This window comes from Nocardia sp. NPDC046763 (assembly GCF_040645495.1).
In the GTDB taxonomy this organism is placed as follows: Bacteria; Actinomycetota; Actinomycetes; order Mycobacteriales; family Mycobacteriaceae; genus Nocardia.
This window is the reverse complement of the sequence record NZ_JBEYYI010000017.1, coordinates 27746-47592: the sequence shown is the minus strand read 5'-3', so window position 1 is coordinate 47592 and position 19847 is coordinate 27746. Positions and strand designations below refer to the sequence as shown.

19 protein-coding genes and 1 pseudogene are annotated in these 19847 nt (G+C 68.7%); 1 reads left to right on the top strand and 19 read right to left on the bottom strand.

Translation table 11 applies throughout. The features are described 5' to 3' along the window. Window positions 1–46: 46 nt before the first annotated feature. The 15 genes and pseudogenes from ABZ909_RS26025 to ABZ909_RS25955 form a co-directional block, all read right to left on the bottom strand. The gene (locus ABZ909_RS26025) at window positions 47–496 is read right to left on the bottom strand and encodes a hypothetical protein (RefSeq protein WP_357004077.1); all 450 of its coding nucleotides are present in this window, start codon (window positions 494–496) and stop codon (window positions 47–49) included. 15 nt (window positions 497–511) lie between these two features. Beyond that, window positions 512–1672, bottom strand: a complete 1161-nt coding sequence (locus ABZ909_RS26020; protein ID WP_357004074.1) for an FAD-dependent monooxygenase — start codon at window positions 1670–1672, stop codon at window positions 512–514. Continuing rightward, window positions 1669–2115, bottom strand: a complete 447-nt coding sequence (locus ABZ909_RS26015; protein WP_357004071.1) for a nitroreductase/quinone reductase family protein — start codon at window positions 2113–2115, stop codon at window positions 1669–1671. Before ABZ909_RS26015 ends, ABZ909_RS26020 begins: the two co-directional genes overlap by 4 nt. A gap of 2 nt (window positions 2116–2117) precedes the next feature. Next, window positions 2118–2879, bottom strand: coding sequence for an alpha/beta hydrolase (locus ABZ909_RS26010; protein ID WP_357004068.1), 762 nt, complete (start codon window positions 2877–2879; stop codon window positions 2118–2120). Further along, window positions 2876–5200: a beta-ketoacyl-[acyl-carrier-protein] synthase family protein gene (locus ABZ909_RS26005; RefSeq protein ID WP_357004066.1), complete on the bottom strand. Its 2325-nt coding sequence runs from the start codon at window positions 5198–5200 to the stop codon at window positions 2876–2878. Before ABZ909_RS26005 ends, ABZ909_RS26010 begins: the two co-directional genes overlap by 4 nt. Then, a complete protein-coding gene (locus ABZ909_RS26000; RefSeq protein ID WP_357004063.1) occupies window positions 5197–6489 on the bottom strand; it encodes a beta-ketoacyl synthase N-terminal-like domain-containing protein in 1293 nt (430 codons plus the stop codon). The genes ABZ909_RS26005 and ABZ909_RS26000 overlap by 4 nt, the downstream gene beginning before the upstream one ends. Continuing rightward, the gene (locus tag ABZ909_RS25995; protein ID WP_357004060.1) at window positions 6486–6890 is read right to left on the bottom strand and encodes a hypothetical protein; all 405 of its coding nucleotides are present in this window, start codon (window positions 6888–6890) and stop codon (window positions 6486–6488) included. Before ABZ909_RS25995 ends, ABZ909_RS26000 begins: the two co-directional genes overlap by 4 nt. Next, on the bottom strand, window positions 6887–8143 hold the full coding sequence (locus tag ABZ909_RS25990; protein ID WP_357004057.1) for a beta-ketoacyl-[acyl-carrier-protein] synthase family protein: 1257 nt from the start codon (window positions 8141–8143) through the stop codon (window positions 6887–6889). The genes ABZ909_RS25995 and ABZ909_RS25990 overlap by 4 nt, the downstream gene beginning before the upstream one ends. Then, window positions 8140–8580 carry a hypothetical protein gene (locus tag ABZ909_RS25985; protein WP_357004054.1) on the bottom strand — a complete coding sequence of 147 codons (441 nt, stop codon included), beginning with the start codon at window positions 8578–8580 and terminating at the stop codon, window positions 8140–8142. Before ABZ909_RS25985 ends, ABZ909_RS25990 begins: the two co-directional genes overlap by 4 nt. A 5-nt stretch (window positions 8581–8585) precedes the next feature. Continuing rightward, window positions 8586–8984: an acyl carrier protein gene (locus ABZ909_RS25980; RefSeq protein ID WP_357004051.1), complete on the bottom strand. Its 399-nt coding sequence runs from the start codon at window positions 8982–8984 to the stop codon at window positions 8586–8588. A gap of 45 nt (window positions 8985–9029) precedes the next feature. Beyond that, window positions 9030–9800, bottom strand: coding sequence for a 3-oxoacyl-ACP reductase family protein (locus ABZ909_RS25975; protein ID WP_357004049.1), 771 nt, complete (start codon window positions 9798–9800; stop codon window positions 9030–9032). Beyond that, window positions 9797–10309 carry an ester cyclase gene (locus ABZ909_RS25970; RefSeq protein ID WP_357004046.1) on the bottom strand — a complete coding sequence of 171 codons (513 nt, stop codon included), beginning with the start codon at window positions 10307–10309 and terminating at the stop codon, window positions 9797–9799. Before ABZ909_RS25970 ends, ABZ909_RS25975 begins: the two co-directional genes overlap by 4 nt. Then, entirely contained in the window at window positions 10299–11486 is a 1188-nt protein-coding gene (locus tag ABZ909_RS25965; RefSeq protein WP_357004043.1) for an NAD(P)/FAD-dependent oxidoreductase, read from the bottom strand. Before ABZ909_RS25965 ends, ABZ909_RS25970 begins: the two co-directional genes overlap by 11 nt. A gap of 346 nt (window positions 11487–11832) precedes the next feature. Next, a pseudogene (locus ABZ909_RS25960) lies at window positions 11833–12096 on the bottom strand (transposase); the annotation flags it as partial. Continuing rightward, window positions 12093–13661 carry a DHA2 family efflux MFS transporter permease subunit gene (locus ABZ909_RS25955; RefSeq protein ID WP_357004040.1) on the bottom strand — a complete coding sequence of 523 codons (1569 nt, stop codon included), beginning with the start codon at window positions 13659–13661 and terminating at the stop codon, window positions 12093–12095. The pseudogene ABZ909_RS25960 and the gene ABZ909_RS25955, both read right to left, overlap by 4 nt. 130 nt (window positions 13662–13791) lie before the next feature. On the opposite strand from ABZ909_RS25955, the gene ABZ909_RS25950 reads away from it, so the two are divergent. After that, window positions 13792–14379 (top strand): TetR-like C-terminal domain-containing protein, encoded by a 588-nt coding sequence (locus ABZ909_RS25950; protein ID WP_357004037.1) that lies wholly within the window; start codon window positions 13792–13794, stop codon window positions 14377–14379. Between the two features lie 13 nt (window positions 14380–14392). Here ABZ909_RS25950 and ABZ909_RS25945 read toward each other — a convergent pair whose 3' ends face one another. The 4 genes from ABZ909_RS25945 to ABZ909_RS25930 form a co-directional block, all read right to left on the bottom strand. Beyond that, window positions 14393–16000, bottom strand: coding sequence for an NAD(P)/FAD-dependent oxidoreductase (locus tag ABZ909_RS25945; protein ID WP_357004034.1), 1608 nt, complete (start codon window positions 15998–16000; stop codon window positions 14393–14395). Next, on the bottom strand, window positions 15928–17025 hold the full coding sequence (locus tag ABZ909_RS25940) for a 3-oxoacyl-ACP synthase III family protein (RefSeq protein WP_357004031.1): 1098 nt from the start codon (window positions 17023–17025) through the stop codon (window positions 15928–15930). The genes ABZ909_RS25945 and ABZ909_RS25940 overlap by 73 nt, the downstream gene beginning before the upstream one ends. Window positions 17026–17088: 63 nt before the next feature. Beyond that, window positions 17089–18066 (bottom strand): ACP S-malonyltransferase, encoded by a 978-nt coding sequence (gene fabD / locus ABZ909_RS25935; protein WP_357004028.1) that lies wholly within the window; start codon window positions 18064–18066, stop codon window positions 17089–17091. A 123-nt stretch (window positions 18067–18189) separates the two neighbouring features. After that, on the bottom strand, window positions 18190–19260 hold the full coding sequence (locus tag ABZ909_RS25930) for a ParB N-terminal domain-containing protein (protein WP_357004024.1): 1071 nt from the start codon (window positions 19258–19260) through the stop codon (window positions 18190–18192). Between the last annotated feature and the right edge of the window lie 587 nt (window positions 19261–19847).

Below are 19847 nucleotides of genomic sequence, written 5' to 3'. Positions count from 1 at the left end.
ACTACTCCTGAAGCGGAACTTCTTCGAGACGAGGTATTCGGAACGGCTAGCGGCGCAGCAGGGCCACGCCGAGGCTGACCAATCCGGCGGTCAGGCTGGCCACACCGAGCCAGAGCAGCACCACCAGGGGGTTGGGCTGGGTACGCCCGTCGCCGATCGCCGAGAGGAAGAATCCCGCCGAGATCAGCACGGCCGCGGCCGGGGTCGCCAGCCGGGTGACGAGGCCGAACCATCCGGTCAGCCGGACGGAGTCGGTGAGGATCAACGAGATCAGCGCGAGGATCAGCAGCACACCCGCGTGCGCGTGACCGGCGCGCTCGAAGCTCTCCTGGAATGCGGTCTGCGGCACCTTGCCGGTGTCGACCTGAGTGAGGAAGTATCCGCCGAACTCCACGCCGACCATGATCAGCAACAGGATTCCGGCGATGCGCCGCGTGGCCGGTGTGAAGACCGGCGCCTCGACTCCGGCCGGGCGGGTCTGGTTTTCGATCGACATCGGACTGGTTCCTTTCTACAACTGCGGAATGAGATCGGCGCGGGCCCGGCCGGCGGATTGCATGGCGTAGACGGTGCGCAGCACGACGTTGTCCCGGACCGCACGCAGTGGTGCGGCCTCGAGCAGGCTCATGCGGCTCACGATGCGCGAGGTCTTGACGAACTCGTTGGCGCGGCCGATGCGGCGCCGCTCGTATTCCCGCAGCGCGGCAACGGGATCGGTGGCCGAGACCAGAACGCGCGACAGGCACACCGCGTCCTCGATCGCCTGTCCGGCGCCCTGCGCCATGTCGGGCGTCATCGGGTGGGCGGCGTCACCGAGCAGGGTGGCGCGGTCGAATCCCCAGTGCGGCAAAGGATCCCGATCCACAATATCGGTGCGCAGAATCGCTTCGGGTGCGGTGGCGGCGAGCATGCGCTGAATGTGGGCGGGCCAGCCCCGGTAGACCTCCAGCACGGCGGCCTTGCGGCCTTCGGCCGGATCCGGCACCCGGGGTGGGGACTTCACGAGTGCGAGCCAGTACAGGCGCCCACCGCTGACGTTGTAGTGGAGTATCCGAGCGCCCGGCCCCCAGTAGATTCGCATCTCCCCCGGCGGTATCTCCGGATCGGTGTAATCGGTGATGCCGCGCCACGCGGTTATCCCGGAGTAGTGCGGCTGGGCGGGCCCGTGCAACTGCCTGCGGACGATCGACGATATTCCGTCCGCGCCGACCAGCACATCGCCCTCCACGCTGCTGCCGTCCGCGAGCCGGACCAGCACCCGCCGGGTGTTCTGCTCGAAGCCGATCACCTCGACACCCAGGCGCAACGCCTCCGCGCCGACGGATTCGAGCAGCAGGCGATGCAGGTCCGGGCGGCTCACACCGACCGAGGGGGCGCCGATTTCGCCGCCCAGCGTCGCCAGGTCGAGCCCGCCGAGCCGGCGGCCCCGCCAGTCCAGGTAGCGATGTGCGGTGACCTCGGTGCCGATCGCGGCGACCCTTTCGGCGAGGTCCACATGCTGAAGCGCTCGTAAGGCATTGGCCCACAGGTGTACTCCCGCACCCTTGGCGAGATCCTCGGCCTTGCCGACCTTCTCGACGACGACGACATCGATGCCGACCCTGCGCAGGGCAATGGCGGTGGTCAGGCCGCCGATTCCGGCGCCCGCGACGATGACCCGTCCGATCGTCATTGCCCCGCACCCAATTCCACCGCGATGCTCACCCGGCCGCCGGTGGTGACCGCGCGCGCGATCTCGGCGTCCGGCACGCGGCCGTTCTCGGTGGCCAACTCCGCCGGACCCGCGTAGGAGGGAATGGCGTCGACGAGCGTGCGCAGGATGGCCGCGCCTTCGGCCGGGTCGGACACCGGGGTGGCCACACCCTGAACCGTGCGGCCGCGCAGCAGCAGCGTGACCGGCGCGCCGCCCGTCAGGTTACGGTGCCACGGCGAATCCGTGGACAGGAGAACGCGATTGCCCTCGCGCACATAGGCCATCGGCGTCGAATAGATTCGGCCCGACTTGCGTCCGGTGAAGGTCAGAATGCCGTATTTCGCGCTCATGAGACTGTGAAACGGTGAGCGGATGATCAGCGACGGGAAGAAGTTCTTCGCATGGTCGACGAAGGTGGGCATGGTCAGCTCCTGATCGACGAGATTGTTCGATGGAATTCGCACAGGGTGTCGGCAATACCGGTGGTGTCCTCGATGTGCAGGCCGTGTCCGACGCCTTCGATACGCACGTGCCGGACGTCGGCGAGTGAGGCCGTCGCGCGCCGGACGTCGTTGTCCGACATGAACGCGCCGCGCGCGGCGTCGCCCTGAATCAGCAAGGCGGGACACCGGACTCGGACCAGCAGTTCGTCCGGGTCGTAGTCACGGGTCATCCGCCCGTCGTTGTACTGGGTGAGCACCTGCGCGTCGAACTGGTCCAGAGACTTCGCCAGCGAGCGCAGCGCCAGTGGCAGTCCGGCCAGCCACAGCAGCGCCGTCTCCCGCGGGATGTCGGCAGGGTAGATGCCGGAATCCGCGATGACCAGCGACCGGACCAGCTCCGGCCGCCGCGCGGCCACGGTCAGCGCGACCCAGCCGCCGAGCGAGTGCCCGTACAGGTGCGCGGGTTCACCGACCACGCTGTCGATGAAATCGATGACGTCATAGGCGAAATCACCGATGCCGTAGTCGGCGGACCGCCCCGACACACCGTGGCCGCGCAGATCGGGCGCGTACTGGGCGTAGTGGTCGGACAGGGCCACCATCAGTGGGCTGTACACCTGCCAGCGCGCGCCGACACCGTGCAGCAGCACCAGCGGCGGCCCCTCGCCGGCCAGCTCGCCGTACCCCAATCGCACGCCGCCGAGTTCGGCCTGCTGGGCGAGCGGTCGAGCCCTGCGCGTCATAGGACCGGCCCGACGACGAGAGCGATGTGCGTGCCACCCAGCGAGCTGCTGAGCACCAGCGCCGGCCCGTCCAGGCCGGGGTCCGCGGTGGCCAGTGCCAGCGCCAGCGGCGCACCCGCACCGATCGGCTCACCGAACAACCGTTTCGGATCGAACCGCACGGGCGTCGGCGGCCCAGCGAATACCCTTGTCAGAGCGGAATTTTCGGGCTCGTCCGCGGCCGGGACACCGATGCTGCCGGTCCACACCGCGCGCACGCCGTGCGGCTCCACGCCTGCCTGCTCGAGGGCCGCGCGGATCGCACGTTCGACGCCACCGCCGTCGCGATCCCACCGGCCGACTCCCCGTGCGTCCGAAGCGATTCCGTAGCCGAGCAGCTCGGCACAGGCGGTCGCACCGCGGGCCGCCGCGGCGCTCGCCCGTTCCAGCAGCACCGCGATTCCGGCCTCGGCGATCCCGAATCCCGCGGTGGCCATCGGCCCGATCGCACGGTAGGCATCGACGACCGTGTCGGTGAGGGTGTCGGCCGCGATGGCCAGCATGCTGTCGGCCTCGTCGCGGGCCAGGATGTCGAAGGCGTAGGCGAGCGCGGCGGCTCCGGCGGCGTGGCCGGTGGTCACCGTGGTGGTGGGTCCGACCGCGCCCACATGCATGGTGACCTGTCCCGTGGCGGCGTTGTAGACGGTGTTCGGGAACAGCGCGGGGCTGGCGGCCCGAGGGCCGTTGTCGAACAGCGGCCGAGCGAAGGCCTCCATGGCGTCCATCGGCCCGATGCCCGTACCGAGCACCGTGCCCACGCGCGTGCGGTTGCCATCGTCGAGCGTCAATCCGCCGTCCTCGAGCGCGAGGCGCGAGGCGATCACGCTGAAGATGCCCAGCCGATCCATCCGGCGCCGCACCTTCGCCGAGAGGAACTCGCTCGCGTCGAGCGGAACCCGGCCGATGCGAGCGCCGGATTCGTCTGTCGTGCGCCGAAGCCGTTGCGCGAAGGCTTCCCGCAGTGCCGTCGTCCCCACACCGGCACAGGTCAGCGCGCCGATGCCGGTGATCACCACCCGATCGGGAACCGGGGTGGCGGGCACCGCGGAGTCACGGGTCAGTACCAGCGACGCGTTCGCGCCGCCGAAGGCGAAGTTGTTGGACATGGCGACCGGAATGTTCATGCTGCGTGGGACATTCGGCGTGTAGTCGAGATCGCAGTCCGGATCGCCCGGCGTGTAACTCGCGGTGGGCGGGGCGAGCTGTTCCTCGATCGCCTTCACGGTGACGATCGCCTCGACCGCACCCGCGGCACCGAGCAGATGGCCGATCATGGACTTGGTACTGCTGATCGAGACCGCGCTGCTGGCCTCGCCCAGACCCACCTTCATGGCCATGGTTTCGGCCGGATCGTTCTTCGCGGTGCCGGTGCCGTGGCTGTTCACGTAGACGACATCAGCGGGCTCCAGGCCCGCCGCGCGCAGCGAGGCCTGGATCGCCCGGGCGGCGCCTGTGCCGTCCGGGCGCGGCGCGGTCGCATGATAGCCGTCGGCCGACAGCCCGAGTCCCGCCACCTCCGCGAGGATCGGGCGCCCGAGCCGCGACGCCAGGTCCGCGCGGACCAGCACCAGCATGCCGCTGCCCTCGCCGAGCGAAAGTCCCTGCCGGTCTTTGGAATACGGTGCCGCGGGGATCGGGGACAGGGACTCGAGCGAGTTGAATCCCGCCACCAGGACATCGGACAACGCGTCGGTGCCGCCGGCGAGCACGGCATCGGCTCGCCCGGCTCGAATCAGATCCGCGGCGTAACCGACCGCGTTCGCGCCGGCAGCGCACGCCGTATTGACCGACAGCACCGGGCCCCGCGCGCCGAACGCTCCGGCGACGGCCTCGGCCAGCGCCTGCGGCGGCGTGAAGAGCAGCACTCGCGGATCGACGGTCTCGCCGCGATCGCGGGCCCGGTACCAGTGCCGGGCGCTGAGCAGTCCGGCATTGCAGGTACCGAGCACGACGCCGAACCGTTCGGCGGACACGACCCGCTCGATCTCCCCCACCGATTCCATGGCTTCCTGGGCGGCGACGAGAGCGAAATCCAGTGCGCGATCGACGAATCCCTCGGGATAGCCGACATCGTGCTTGGTGGTGTAGGAAGTGACGACCTCGCCGGCCAGCCGGGTGCGGAATCCGTCCATCGACATGAGCTCGACCGGGCGGATGGCCACCCGGCCCGAGCTCGCGCCGAGCCACAGGTCCGCCGCGGTCGGGCCCTGGGAGGTGATGGCGCCGACACCGATCACGGCGATGCGGCAGGGGGCGGGGGTAGTGGCGACTGCGGTGTTCATGACTGCGGTGTCCTTGCTGTGTGTGCTCGGAGGACCAGAGCGACGTGTTGGCCCTGGAAGCCACGGGCCAGGGCCAGGACGTGCCCGACCGGCTGCTCGTGACCCGGGTCGGTGACCCAGCGCGGACCGGCGCAGGCGGGGTCCGGATCGGTCAGCGTGGCGATCGGCGGCACCGCACCGTGTCGGACGATCAATGCGGCCACCGCCGCATTGAGGGCGCCCGCACCCGCCATCAGATGACCGGTGGCCGCGGTGACGGCGGTCACCGGAAGCTGTTCCAGGCGGGGCCCGAAAACCGTACGCAGCGCATCGATCTCGGCACTGTCGACATCGGGCACCGCCGCGCCCTCGGCGACGACGCAATCGATGGCATCCGGTTCGATCCCGGCCTCGCGCAGCGCGGACCTGATCGCTCCTGCGGCGCCGGCCTCGGCAGCCGGATCGCCGGCGCCCGGCTGTGCGAATCCTCGTCCGAAGCCGGTGATCTCGGCGTAGACGGACGCTCCGCGCTCGACCGCCGCGTCGGCGTCTTCGAGCACGACGAATGCCGCACCGTCACCGGGCGCGAAGCCGTCACGCTCGCTGTCGAAGGGCCGGACCGCCGTGGCGCCGAGTTCGTTCCGGAGACTGAGCACCCCCATCGGGTCCAGCTTCGTCATGCTCCACCACGAGGTCGGGTCGTCGAAGCCACCCGCCACCGCCACTGCGGCCTCACCGCGGCGCACGGCCCGGAAGGCGCGGCCGATCGCGGTGGCGCCGGCCTCGGCGGTACCCGCGAAATACGTGTTGGCGCCACGCAATCCGTGTGCCTGGGAGATGTAGAAGAGTGCCGCGGCCTGCAATCCCTCGACGTAGAACAGCGGGTAGAAGGCCGCCGCGCCCTCGGTGCCCATGCGTGCCAGATCCGCGCTGCCGTCGGGGTTGCGGGCCAGCAGCACCGCGTCGAGCACCTTGGCAGGCTCGGAAATCTCCTTGTTGCCGCCCAGGAACAGCCCCGCGCGATCCGGGTCGGCGATCGTCAGGGCCGCATCGTCGAGAGCCAGCGCGGCGCCGGCGACACCGAATTGGTCGTTGCGCGTCATGTTCCGCAGCACTCGCCGGTTCGCCGCGAACTGCGCGGGCTCGAAGTCGGCCACCTCGGCGCCCAGCCGCGAACGCAGCGAACTCGCGTCGAAGCCGCGGAGGTCGCCGACCGCGCTGCGGCCGTCCAACAGCCCTTTCCAGGTCTCCGCGGTCCCGACGCCGAGGCCGGTGACCAGCCCGATGCCCGTGATGACGACCCGTTTCATCGCGCACCCCCGGTTGCTGCCGCCGAAAGCTCCAGGCGGCCAACGGTTGTCACGCGCTTGCCGGCCACCAGGACCCGGCCGGCGCAGACACCGGGCTCCAGCAGGTCGACGTGCAGGTGCATGCTGTCTCCGGGCCGGACGAAGTGGCGGTACCGGATCGTCCGCGCTGCCGCCAATTCCCATGCGCCCCCGGCTGTTTCCGACATCAGCAGGGCGGCGAGCTCGCCGAGCGAACCGAGAATCAGCACGCCCGGCAGGACCGGGAAACGCGGGAAGTGGCTGTCGAAGAGGGCGAGCGTGCTGGGCACATTGCGTATCGCCGCGGCGGTACGGCCCGCCGTGAGGTCGACGATGCGGTCCAGGCCGACGAGTGCCGGCGCGGCCGCCGTGCGGGCGATCATGGCGTGTCCTTCCGCAGGATCAGGCAGGCGTTGGTGCCGCCGAACGCGAATGCGTTGACCATCACCGTGTCCGTGTCGATCGCCTGGGCCGCGTTCGCGACGTAGTTCAGATCGAGCGCGGGATCGGGGCGGTCGAGATTGATGGTGGGTGGCGCGTATCCGGTGCGCAGCACGCCGAGAGCGCCCAGCAATCCGGCCCCGGCGGCCGCCGCGGTGAGGTGGCCGATCATCGACTTCACCGAGCTGACGGCCACTCGCTGGGCGTGCGCGCCGAACACGTCCTTGATGGCCTTCGTCTCGCAGATGTCGTTGCCGGGCGTCGAAGTGCCGTGCGCGGCAATGTATCCGACCTCCGAGGGCGGCAGTCCCGCGTCTTCGAGGGCCTGCGCCATCGCCAGGCTGACGCCACCGCCGTCCGGTGGCGGGTCGGTCATGCGGTAGGCGTTCATGGTGGCCGCGTAGCCGACGATCTCCGCATGGATGTGTGCACCGCGGGCGCGCGCCGACTCGAGATCCTCGAGCACGAACATCACCGCGCCCTCGCCGAGAACGAATCCGGACCTGTCGTCGCTGAACGGTCGCGATGCCCGCTGGGGCTCGTCGGCGTGGTCGGTGGTGAGCGCACCCAGCAGGGAGAAGCCGAGCACGTCCAGCCACGAGATCAGCGAGTCGTAGCCGCCGGCCAGCATCATGCGGGCCTCGCCCTCCTGGACGATCCGATAGGCCTCGCCGAGGGCGTGACCGGAGGCGGTGCAAGCGGTGGAGACACCGACCATCGGGCCGGCGCAGCCACCGGCCCGCGCGATGGCGGCCGCGGGCGTGTTCTGATCGCGTTCGAGCACATGCTCGATCGGCTGCCGGTACAGCGGCAGCGATTCGCGCAGCCGATGAAAGATCTCGGCCATTTCGTCCAGAGCCGGCCGGCCCACCGTGGCACCGACGCTGACACCGCGCTGGGCGGGGTGGTAGTCGCCGCCGCCCGGCAGGCCCGCGTCGGCGAGGGCTTCCAGGGCGGCGGCGACTCCGAAGGCACCGGGACGCGACAGGTTGCGCCGCAGTGCCGGGTCGGGAATGGCCGACGCGGCGTCGAAGTCCTTCACCATGCCGGCGATCCGCACCGCGAAGCTGGAGGCGTCGAAGACCGTGATCCGGCCGACCCCGGATCGGCCTTCCCGCAACGCATTCCATGTGGTGCCGGCATCGTTGCCAACGGGCGTCACCGCCCCGATTCCGGTGATCGCGACTCGCCTCACGAGCGCACCAGTCCTTCCAGCAGGCGGACCGAGTCCGCGTCGTCGGCCAGGTCTCCCGCATCGATGAGGGCGCACATGATGTCGGTGGCGCGCATGATCAGCACGCCGCCGACGGTGGCCGTGCCCGAGAGCACGGCCATTTCGTCGGACATGGATTCGACGACGCCGTCGAGGACCACCTCATCGCCCGGCCGGGCAACGCCCAGCAACTCGACGCTGCCGATCTGCAGCAGCGCCGCACGCTTGCGGCGCTCGGTGGAGAGCATGATCAGCCAGGTACCGGCCTGGCACAGCGCCTCGAGGACGAGCGGAGCCTCGAGCACCGGTCCGGCCGCCGTGTCGCGCAGACCCGGTTCCGCCGCCGAAACCAGCTTGCGGCCGCGGACGCGGGTGCTCGGCTCGTAGTCGTCGATCCGGTCGATCAGGTGGAAACGCATGGCACTCAGGCGGTGACAGCGGCGCGGGTCTCCACCAGCGCGACCAGGTTGGCGACGGTGAACAGGCTCATCACCCGCTCGGGCTGGAGCTTGCCGTCCAGATCCATCTCGGCCAGCTGCGGCATGACCTTCTTCAGCTGTGCCATACCGGCCTCGGTGATGACATTGGCTTCCTCATCGCCGAACTCCTCGTCCGGGATGCCGCCCTGCACATAGTTGGACAGCTCGGCGACGGTGATCTTGGTGCCGGTGAGGCGTTCGATGCGGAACAGGATGTCGAGCAGATCGATGGACTCGGCGCCGAGCTCGTCGAGCAGGGACGCGTCGGCGGTCACCTCGTCCTCCTCGATGCCGAGCGCCTCGGCGACGGCGGTGCGGACCTGGGCGAACATGGTGTCGTTCATCGGAACTTCCTTACTTCTTCACAGGGTGGAAATGGGTTGTGCGGCTTACCATTCGGGGCGGCCGAGGCCGAGCTGCGCGCCGGCGCCGCCGTCGACGGCGATGGTCGCGCCGGTCGTGTAGGCGGCATCGGGTCCGGCCAGGTGGACGACCATCCCGGCGATGTCCTCGACCCGGGCGAAGCCACGCATCGGGACCTGCTTCTTGATGCCCTTGCCGCCCTTGTCGACCAGCTCCGCGACCAGGTCGGTGGGAGTGAACCCGGGCAACACCGCATTCACGCGGATGCCGAAGCGGGCGAATTCGACTGCGGCGCAACGCGTGAACGCGTTGACGGCGCCCTTGGACGCGGAGTAGTTGGACTGCCCGACCCAGCCGCGCTCGCCCATCACCGACGAGATGTTGACGATGGAGCCGTCGCGCTGGGCCATGAAGTGCCCGAGCACCGACTTGGTGCCGTTGAACACCCCGCCGAAGTTCACGTCCATCACCGCGCGCCAGTCATCGGCGCTCATGTGATAGATGAGCCTGTCGTTGGCGATGCCCGCATTGTTGACCAGGATGTGCAGTCCGCCCAGCTCCGAGATCGCCTGTGCCGTCATCTGTTCCGCGGCGGCCGGATCGGAGACGTCACCACCGACGGCAATGGCCCGGCGACCGCGGCTTTCGATCTCCGCGGCGAGTTCCTTGGCCGCCGCGTCGCTCGCGCGGTAGTTCACCGCCACGTCCGCGCCTTCGTCGGCCAGCGCCAGACAGATGGCGCGGCCGATGCCGCGCGCGCCGCCGGTGACCAGCGCGATCTTGCCGTCGAGTTTCATCGCGCACCCACCAGGCGATCGCGGGTACGGATACCGAAGGCGAGCAGGCCGGCGAGCGGCCGCGGCATGTCGGACTTGGGAACCATGCCGAGTTCGCGGCCCATACCCAGCTGGTCGGCCTCCTGCCAGCCCTCGACGATCCTGCCGTCCTCGAACCGGACGATGCTGATCGCGTACAGCGACACCACCCGATTGGTGGCCGGCAGCCCGTTGAAAACGCCTGCGTGCGTGCCGGTCGCGCGCCAGCGGATCACCACCAGGTCGCGATCGGCGATGATCTCCTGCAGGTCCATGACGAAATCGGGCATGCCGATGCGGATCATGTCCATGGCGGCTCGCACCCCCTCGCGTCCCGGGGGCAGCTTGCCCTCGCGGACCTGGTCGTGGAAGACCGCATTGGGGTCGATGAGCTCTTCGGCGACGCTCCAATCGCCTTCGTTCCACGCTTTCTGGATGTAGCGCTCCATGAGCGCCCTGTTCTGTTCGGTGGTCGAGGTCTTATTCGGCATGAGCCGGCTCCGTTTCGAGTGCGAGATGGCTGCGGGCGTCCAGTTCGAGCAGGGCGGGGGTGATCCGGGCGCCGACCGTGCGCAGGATGGCGTGGTTCAGACGCGGGCCGAGCGGTCCGCCCCAGGCGGCGCCGGCGCCGATCTGACGGGAGGCGACGGCCAGGGGCACGGTCACCGACCGCCGAACGCGCTCGTATTCACGCAGTCCCGCCAGCGGCGCCCGCGCCCGCGTCAGGTGATGGGCAAGGGTCACACCATCGGTGAGCGAGGTGCCCGCCCCTTGCCCGAGGTCGAAGGTCATGGCGTGGGCGGCGTCACCGAGCAGGGTCACCCGCCCCCGGCCCCACTGCCGCAGCGGCGGCCGGTCCAGGGTGTCGCGGCGATGGAGCGTGGCCGGATCCGTGGCGGCGAGCAGTGCGCCGGCCAGCGGATGCCAGTCGCGGTAGGCCATTTCGAGGGCATGTCGCTCCCCCAGATGGTCTCCGTCGGGCCCCGCGGGCGCCTTGCGGGTCGCCCACCAGCAGGTGCTTCCGTCGCCGAGCTGGAAGAACGCGAACCGAGCGGCCCGGCCGTGCATGATGTGAAAGGTGTGTTTCGGTGTGCCGCAGTCGGATTCGGCTATGCCCGACCAGTGCGCATAGCCGGGGTGGCGCGGCGTCGCCGAACCGTGCAGGTGGGCACGAACTCTCGACTGCAGTCCGTCCGCACCGACCAGCACCGATCCGTACTCGACCCTGCCGTCGGTGAAGGTCGCCTGCACTCCGCGCGCCGACTCGCTGAATTCACGCATCGTCGAATTCAGCTGCAGCGCTTCGGATCCCAGTTCGGTGTGCAGTAGGTCGACGAGATCGGCACGACGGATGGCCAGCGGCCGCAGCTCGGGATCCACCGACCGATGGTTCATATCGACGCGGTACAGCAGGCGGCCACGGTCGTCGCACATCTCGAACCGATCCACGCGGTGACCGGCGGCGGCGACCTTGTCGCCCAGGCCGAGCCGGCGCAGCGAACGACGGCCCGCGTACCAGAGCACATAGCAACCGCCGTAGCGGGTGCCGCGCTGCGTCCGCGCCTCGTACACGACGGCGTCGAGACCGGCCCGCCGCAGCGCGACGCCGGCGGCCGCGCCGCCGATACCACCGCCGATGATCAGAATGGGTTCGCTTGAGTTGAGCATGCCGCCCCTCGAGAAATATTCGACCGGGACACAAAGGAAAAGGTGGGGAGTCCGGCGCCGCACTGCGCCGTTCATGTTGCCTGCAGCGAGTATTGCACCGAATTAAGTCTTCCGCACTTGTCGGACGAGTTAATTCCGACCCGACATCAGCGCGCCGAGCGAAAGAAGAAACCATAGCGAAATGGCCGTAGTCCCTGTTCGGGACTACGGCTGCAATTTTCACAGGACGAACGTCCAGCTATTCGTCGCGCATTTCTTCCTGAGGGTCTTCAATCGCCTCGATCCGCTCGCCGAGCGGATCGAAAACGGCGGGACAGACCGATTCGGAGACCATCTCCTGCGCGAAATACGCCGACGCCAGTTTCAGGATCGCATTGGCGTGCCGCAGCTCCCTGTTCTCGCGGCGCAACCGCGCGAGCTCCTCGCTTTCGTCCTCGGGCCCGCGGGCCGCGAGGATCCACTGGCGCAGGCTGGCCGGATGCACACTCATCGTGGGTCCGATCGCCTGCGCGGCGGCGTACACCGACGGGTACTCGTCCAAGTGCTCGAGGGCGTAGGCCAATGCCCGCGCGCGGACTTCGGCCGGGTACCGCTTGGACACCGGCCTCATCCCCTCCGATTCGGCATCAGGATGCCCACCACGACCGCCGCGCCGGCCGTGGCCATCGCCGCGGCCGCGGCCCCGGAGTGCAGCGCATCCATGAACGCGTTCCGAGTGGTCTCCCAGGCCTGACCGGCGACGGGTCCGTTCAGGTGGCCTACCACGCCGAGTGCGGACACCAGCGACTTCGATGCCGGTTCGGCCGGAATCCCCAGGACCGCGAAGCCCGTGGTGATCCGGTCGCCGAAGACCTGGTTCATCACCGACCCGATGACCGCGATGCCCAGTGCCGCACCGATTTCCCGCGTGGTGTCGTTGACGGCCGAACCCGCGCCGAACTTGTCGGCCGACAGCGAGCTCATGATCGATTCGGTGGCCGGCGCCGTCCCCCAGGCCAGGCCCGCCGCCATCAGCGCCATCGAGGCCACAACCGGCCCCCAGTAGTCCGACGTGGCGGTGACCTGGGTGGTCACCACGAAACCGGCGGTGAGCGAGAGCATTCCGAGGCAGATGACGATCCGCGGACCGATCTTGACCGTCAAGGCCATACCGAGGGGCGACATCACACCCATGACCGCGGCGAACGGCAGAATCGCCAAACCGGCTTTCAGGCTGTCGTAGCCGCGGATCGCCTGGAAGTACTGGGTGATCAGGAAGACGAAGCCGAGCAGGCCGAGGAAGGCCATCATGATCGCCACACAGGCCGCGGTGACGCGCCGATCGCGGAAGATGCTCACATCCAGCAGGGGCTCGTCGGTGTGAGACTCCCACCACGCGAAGAGCGCGAAAAGCACGGTGGCTCCGGCGAACCCGGCCAGCGTGAGCACCGAGTGCCAGCCCTCGGCCGGGGCCTCGATGACCGTGCGGACGAGCAGCCCCACACCGGCCATGGACAACAGCGCGCCCGGGAAATCGAACCGGCCGATGCTCTCGGCACGCGAATTCGGCAGCAGCACAAGGCCGCCGGCCAAAGCCACCGCAACCAAGGGCAGGTTGACCAGGAAGACCGAGTGCCACGAGAAATGCTTCAGCAGCAGCCCGCCCGCGACCGGCCCGACCGCCGCGCCGAGTCCTGACACCGCCGACCAGATGCCGATCGCGGCAGCCCGTTCCTTGCGATCGGTGAAGATCGTGGACAGCAGGGCCAGGGTGGCCGGATAGATCAGCGCCGCGGCCAATCCCAGCGCGGCCTGCGCGGCGATCAACTGGCCGGTCGATGCCGCGTTCGCGGCGGCCAGCGAGAAGATCGCGAACAGTACCAAGCCGATGTGCAGAGTCGTCTTGCGCCCGAAGCGATCACCGAGGCCGCCGCCGGTGAGCAGCATGACGGCGAACACCAGGGTGTAGGCGTCGACGATCCATTGCATGGCGGTTGTCGAGGCGCCCAGCTCGCGCCCCAGGGTCGGCAGCGCGATGTTGACCACGGTGCTGTTCACCACGGCCAGCAGCACGCTGACGCAAATGAAGGCCAGAGCCACCCAGCGCCGGGAGCCGGCCGGTGCCGGCGATGTCGTAGGAGTCGGAACGGTCGAAGGCTGCCGCAGCGGTGCCTGTTCGTCAGTGGGTGTGTTCACGCCGCCCTCCCATGGAACGGTGTACTGTAGTTATATAACATTGTTCTACAACAACCCGGGCAGACCGTCAACCAGGGCGAAAGCGCTAGGGTGACAGTCCGATACATCGAACAGAGGAGACCGAACCGCGATGGCCAATCGTGTCCGTACTCCCAGCAAGGACATCGAACGCATCCTGGTGGACGCGGCCGAAGCGGTCCTCGTCCGCGATGGGCTGGACGGCGTGACGGTCCGGGCGGTGGCCGCGGAAGCGCGCGTAGCGCTGGCGGGTGTGTACAACCGGTTCGGCGGCAAGGAGGGCCTGGAGCGCGAACTGCTGATCAGGGGTTTCGACGCGCTGCGAGCGGAAGTGGCCGCACCCGACGATCCCGACCCGATAGCTCGCCTGCGTGCGGCCGCGGCCAGCTACCGCCGTTTCGCGATCGAGCATCCGCAGCACTACTCGATCATGTTCGCGGCATCCGTCGGCAAGCACTTCGCCAATGAAGCCGTCCAGGACAGCGCCGGCCGGGCCTTCGGCGAACTGGTCCTGCATATCGGCTACGCCATCGGCCGCGGCACGATCGTCGGCGGCGACCCCGCGGAACTCGCCCAGCAGGTCTGGTCCGCGTTGCATGGCGCCGTCTCACTGGAGCTCAACGGCGCCATGCGATCCCCCGATCCCGAAGGCAGCTACGCCAGCATGGTGGACCTGATCATCCGCGGACTGCGCGGGTAGCCGAGTCCCGCGATCAGCCGGCGGCGGGAGTACCCGCCGCCAGTTCCGCCACGAATGACGGACCGCCGAAATCCGGTACCGCCGTGGGGTGTTCGAGATCCGCGACCACCAGCGCGGCGGTGGCGCGACCGGAAGTCAGGGTCCGCAGTGACGACGTACCCTCCTCCGCCCAGTGACCCGACAGATACAGGCCCGGCAGCGGCGTTCGATGGCCCAGGCGCTTGCTCGCGGTCTGAGCAGGGGTGTTCTCCCAGCCGTAGGCCGCGCCGCACGCATTGCGGCTGTAGCGGAAAAGCGTGTCCGGCGTGGCGATGTCGATGGTCTCGAAGGCGTCCCGGAAACCGGGTACCCCATTCTCCACCGCTCCGAGCAGCTCTCGAGCGTGCGCTTCACGGATTTCGGGCCAACGGCATTCGGAGTCCGCACGGACCAGGCTGGTCACCACCGCCAGATGCCCGCCCTCCGCCGCGAGTTCAGGATCGGCGAGGGTGGGGACGGTGACCCAGATGCCGCCGGGCCGCGCAGCCTGCACGTCCTCCCAGATCGCGTCGGTGTCCCACGATCCGAACACGAAACCCTCGTGCGACAAACCCAATTCACGCGGATCTGCGCGGAGCGCGCCATAGAGCGCAAAGGCCGACGGTGCCAGGCGGTATCGATCGAGACGGCGACGCAGGGGCGCGGGCAGGGCATTCCAGCCGACCAGCTCGCCGAAGGTGTGGCGCGCATCGGCGTTCGACACCACCGCCCGTGCCCGCAGCACCTCGCCACCCGCCACGACCACGCCCGCGGCCCGGCCGTCCTCGATCAGAATTCGCTCGACCTCGGTACCGAGCCGCACCGCACCACCGTTGGCGACCACGGCCGTGGACAGCGCGTCGACGAGCGTCCCGAAACCGCCACGGGGGTAATAGGTTCCGTGATGCAGTGTCTCGAGCATCTGGTTGAACAGCGGGAACGACATGCGGGACGGCGGCGATCCGATGTAGGGCCAGATGCTGCCCAGCGCCGCCGCACAGCGGGGATCGTCCACGAATTCGGCGAGCACGTCGGCCAGGGTCGCCATGCGATACCGGAAGACCAGGGGCGCGGCGGCCATCGCGTCCTCCAGTCCGCCCGTGCCGACCTGCTGCGGCAGCGAAGCCAGCTGCGTGAACATGTTCCGCCGCAGGTCGAACAGGCGCTCGAGACCGTCCGCCTGCGTGGGGAACAACCGCTGATGCAGGTCCAGGAACGCGTCCCGGCCGGGCGGCGCGTCGATGACGAGCCCCGGGAACCGCGCCTGGTATGTCTGTGGCAATTCGAGGAATTCGACGCCGCCGGCGACCTCGAGATGGGTGAGCATGGCGGGGATGAATCCGCCCGGACCGGCGTCCATCGTGAAATGGATTGCCGGATCGAACAGATTCGGGCCCCGGCGGAACGGCTGCGCGTAACCGCCGGGGGCGGCGTTGCGCTCGACGACCACGACCTCGAGGCCGGCGCGGGCCAGCAGCGACCCGGCGGACAGGCCGCCGAGGCCACTGCCGATGACGATCACATCGGCCATTACGCCGGCACTCTGCTCGATGCCGCGGGTGTGGGAGCGGTCCAGTCGCAAACGATTCCGGCGTACATCCACTTGGTCGCCTCCACGCCGATGATGGCGACCCGGTGACCGGGCTGGATCTGGCCGTTGCGCCAGCCGTCGTCGAGGAACAGCGGCACCGCCGCACACCCGCACGCCCCGGTCATGGCCAGGTTGTCGAAGATGCGGCCCTCCAACGCCTCCCACTCGGCGGTCTGCACCCCGGCCTCGCGCATGGAGTCCAGCATCCAGCCGGCGTTGCCCTCAGGGATGAGGCACCAGTCGGTGTCCGCGGCGGCCAGGCCGGCCGCCGCGAGGGTGTGGGTCAGCGCCTCCGACACCATCACCGGCGTGAAGTCGCCCGCACCGACCACGTCGACCTTCAGGTCCACCAGCTTCTTCGAGCGTTGCTGCTGCAGCAGGGGCGCATGGGTGCCGCCACCGATCGCCCAGATGCCGGGCTTGCGGCTGCCACCGATGGCCCGCGCCGCACCGCGCCGCAGCCCGCCGGCCTCGCCCGCGCGCAGCACGATCGCGCCGGCGCCGTCACCGAACATGTACAGCGGCATGCGATCTCGCATGCGGATCTTGTGCGGTTCGGTCTCCAGGAAGACCGGCGCGATGGCCGGGGAGATGGCCTCCACGCCGATCACCAGAGCCGTGGTGGCGATGCCCTGTTCGATGTAGGTCCGGGCGAGATCCAGTCCGTGCGCGGCGCCCGCCCCGCCGGAGCGAATCTCCAGCGTGGTGACCGATTCCACGCCGAGCCGCTCCTGCACCAGGTTCACCGACGGCGGCAGCGTGTAGTCGGGAGTTCCGGTGGCCAGGATCATCAGATCCACCTCCGCCGCCTCGATCCCAGCGGTCTCCAGCGCCCGCACGGCGGCCTTGTAGGCCATGCCGGAATTGCTGTCGTGGTGTTCGCCGGTTTCCGGGTCGATCATCCAGAAACGCTGCTCGATGGTGAGTCCGGACAGCACGTCCTCCGGCAGCGGGCCGACGTACTTCTCGATGGTGGCGTTGTCGATGGGATCACCGGGCTGGAATCCCCCGGTGCCGATGATTTGAGCGGAGGGCATGACAGTCCTAATCGTTTGGCGGGAAGTAGGTTTCGCGACTCGCGCGAGCCCGGTCGGGCCCGCTCACGCGATGTTGGGGAGCGTGTATTCGTCGAGGAGTGCGGTGATCCGGCGGGCATCGGCCGCGGAGTGACAGTCCATATCGGGGTAGCTGCGCCGGCAGATCCCCGTCAGCACCTTGCCGGGACCGATCTCGACGAACGTGCCGGCCCCGAAATCGACCAGTCTCGCCAGGGTGTCGGTCCACCGGACGGACCCGGCCAGCTGGCGGCGCAGAGCTTCCCGCGCCTCGGACCCCGTGGTGACGAAATCACCGGAAACATTGACCACGACCGGGGTTTTCGGAGAACGGAACTCGACGGTTTCCAACTCGGCGGCGAACTCGGCCTCCACCGCCGACATCAGTGAGCAATGGAACGGGGCCCCGACATCCAGCTTCTTGATCTTGCCGCCCTCGGGTAGTTCGGGCCGCGCCAGGCGCAGGAACTCCGCGACCGCCGCCACCGTCCCGGAGACCACCGTCTGCGTCGACTCGTTGTAGTTGGCCACTTCCACGATTTCGCCGGTGGCCGCGATCGCGGCGTCACACAGACGCTCCACCGCATCCGCGGCCAGGCCCAGGGCCACAGCCATTGCGCCGGGGGTGGTCTCGTTGATCGCGGCCATCAGCTGACCGCGCCGCTGGACGAGCCGCAGCGCGTCGGTCCAGTCCAGCACGCCCGCCGCGACCAGCGTCGTGTACTCGCCCAGGCTGTGCCCGGCGACGACGGCCGGAGCGGGCAGGTGTTCGACGAGCACGCGATAGCTCGCGTAGCTCGCCAGAAATATCGCCGGCTGCGTGATATCGGTGCGCCGGAGAATTTCCTCGGGACCATTCCAGCATATCTGCGATATCGAGAACCCGAGCGTATCGTCCGCGGTTTCGAAGATTTCCGCCACCGGCTGATGGTATTTCAGATATAGATCTCGCCCCATGCCGACACGTTGCGAACCCTGACCCGGAAACAGAAAGCACCATCGAGCTTGCACAAGCTTGTTCATAATCCGACCTAGCAGGAGCGGCTGTCATTCCATTTCGAACGAGGACAATATGTCGAGAATATCGCCTCACCGGTAGTAGAACATCGTTCTACAATAATTGTCAAAGAATAGCCGTCCACCCGATCACGAGATATCCATCGACCGCTTCGCATCCGCGCGCCGCTCCAGCGACTCCGCCATCCGCAGCCAGGCGGCACTGCGCTGCCGGGCCAGCTGCGCCACCGTGTGCAGGTGATACTCCGGCAGTCCGGAGACCGCCCGCGCGCAGCCCTGCTGATCGAGCGCCGTGGCGTCGAGCCAGCGCAGCAGCCAGCGCCCACCCTCCGTCAGGCGGACCGCGGGGTCGCGCCGCAAACGCTGCATCATCAATTCCGTTGCCGCCGTGTCCGGTTCACCGGCATCCGATCCGGCGGTCGCCGTGGCAACGAGGTTGCCGGGCGCGCTGTTCACTACCGCCGGAGCGGCCGTCGGTTCGGTGGTGGACCGCTGCCGCGCGGGCAGCGGGTGCTCACCCCGCCGCAGCCGGGTCCGCACATCCTTCGCGGTCGTCAGCGAGATGCCCGCCGCATCCGCGATATCCCGCAGGGGCAACCGCGGCCGGGACCGCAGCAGCTCCGCCGCGCGCAGGCGGCCATCGACCACCGGTCGGCGGCTGATCGCGCCGTTCCGCGCGAGCCGATCGGTCGGCTGCGGAATATCCGCGGCCGACCGCTTGCGGATGGCCCCGACGGTCTTGTCGGACAATCCGGTCACGGACGCGACGTACCGATCGGACCAGGACGGACACTCCCCCAGAATGCGAGCCGCCGCCGTCTTCCGCTCGGTCAGCGACAACGGCAGACCGTGCCCGACATTCATCCGGACCGCGAGCGCGAACGCCTCCTGGTCCGTCACCTCCACGAACACCGCACGAATGACGTCTCCGCCACGGAGGACCTCCGCCCGCATGCGATGCACGCCGTCGATCACGCGCATCCCGCTACGCTGCACCAGGATCGGCGGGAGATCGGCACCGGACTCCGCCAGGGCGTGCACATGGGCAGCGTTGACGCCTCCGGCCCGCACCCCTCCGATCACCCGGAGCTCCGCGATCGCGACCGGCACCGCGCCCGCTGCCGACACCCCGCTCTCGTTGCCCAACGGCAGATACCGATCGAGCGGTCCACCGCACACAACCGAACCTTGCTCCGACATCGGACTCCTCCTCGATCAGCCAAGCTCACCTATGAACGTGCGGCAGATTCGATATGGACTGCGCCGCAACATACTTCGACCAACAAGGGCGTCGTTGCCGCTCGCACCATTCGGTATCACGGTGCTGTTTCACGAAAGGCATTGCAGGACAGCCAATTCACTCTCCCGAACCGCGCGCCGACACACCGATCGGCACGGCTCGATCCTGCCTGTAGCAACCTTTATCAAGCCTTAATTCGGGGACCGGAACCAGGATTTCCGATTCCGGGCGGGAATCCGTAAGCCAGTCGACACCGTGGTGAACGGGCAGTGGATCATCCGCAATCAGACAGCGATCCGCGCGGACGCGGCCTGCCTCCCACGCGCACAGCCGCAGACCTCCACACAACTAATCAAATGACCAGTCATTGGCCGAGATGACCTGCACAAACGACCAGTTCCAGAGTGGGCAGTACCACGAAGCTCGAGGGGCGCAGTCGGGGGCCAACTTGTACGATTCGCACGAATAGGTCATCGCGCAACGAGCCGGCAGAACCGAAGCATCCGTCCGACAACTCGCGCAAGGGCATTCGCCCCCGAACCTGTTC

Coding starts and splice junctions, on each gene's coding strand:
- ABZ909_RS25950 (WP_357004037.1), top strand. CDS start 13,792: ATGGCCAATCGTGTCCGTACTCCCAGCAAGGACATCGAACGCATCCTG.
- ABZ909_RS25965 (WP_357004043.1), bottom strand. CDS start 11,486: ATGCTCAACTCAAGCGAACCCATTCTGATCATCGGCGGTGGTATCGGC.
- ABZ909_RS26020 (WP_357004074.1), bottom strand. CDS start 1,672: ATGACGATCGGACGGGTCATCGTCGCGGGCGCCGGAATCGGCGGCCTG.
- ABZ909_RS25980 (WP_357004051.1), bottom strand. CDS start 8,984: ATGAACGACACCATGTTCGCCCAGGTCCGCACCGCCGTCGCCGAGGCG.
- ABZ909_RS25930 (WP_357004024.1), bottom strand. CDS start 19,260: ATGTCGGAGCAAGGTTCGGTTGTGTGCGGTGGACCGCTCGATCGGTAT.
- ABZ909_RS26000 (WP_357004063.1), bottom strand. CDS start 6,489: ATGAAACGGGTCGTCATCACGGGCATCGGGCTGGTCACCGGCCTCGGC.
- ABZ909_RS25995 (WP_357004060.1), bottom strand. CDS start 6,890: ATGATCGCCCGCACGGCGGCCGCGCCGGCACTCGTCGGCCTGGACCGC.
- ABZ909_RS25970 (WP_357004046.1), bottom strand. CDS start 10,309: ATGCCGAATAAGACCTCGACCACCGAACAGAACAGGGCGCTCATGGAG.
- ABZ909_RS26025 (WP_357004077.1), bottom strand. CDS start 496: ATGTCGATCGAAAACCAGACCCGCCCGGCCGGAGTCGAGGCGCCGGTC.
- ABZ909_RS26005 (WP_357004066.1), bottom strand. CDS start 5,200: ATGAACACCGCAGTCGCCACTACCCCCGCCCCCTGCCGCATCGCCGTG.
- ABZ909_RS25975 (WP_357004049.1), bottom strand. CDS start 9,800: ATGAAACTCGACGGCAAGATCGCGCTGGTCACCGGCGGCGCGCGCGGC.
- ABZ909_RS26010 (WP_357004068.1), bottom strand. CDS start 2,879: ATGACGCGCAGGGCTCGACCGCTCGCCCAGCAGGCCGAACTCGGCGGC.
- ABZ909_RS25985 (WP_357004054.1), bottom strand. CDS start 8,580: ATGCGTTTCCACCTGATCGACCGGATCGACGACTACGAGCCGAGCACC.
- ABZ909_RS26015 (WP_357004071.1), bottom strand. CDS start 2,115: ATGCCCACCTTCGTCGACCATGCGAAGAACTTCTTCCCGTCGCTGATC.
- ABZ909_RS25940 (WP_357004031.1), bottom strand. CDS start 17,025: ATGCCCTCCGCTCAAATCATCGGCACCGGGGGATTCCAGCCCGGTGAT.
- fabD (WP_357004028.1), bottom strand. CDS start 18,066: ATGAACAAGCTTGTGCAAGCTCGATGGTGCTTTCTGTTTCCGGGTCAG.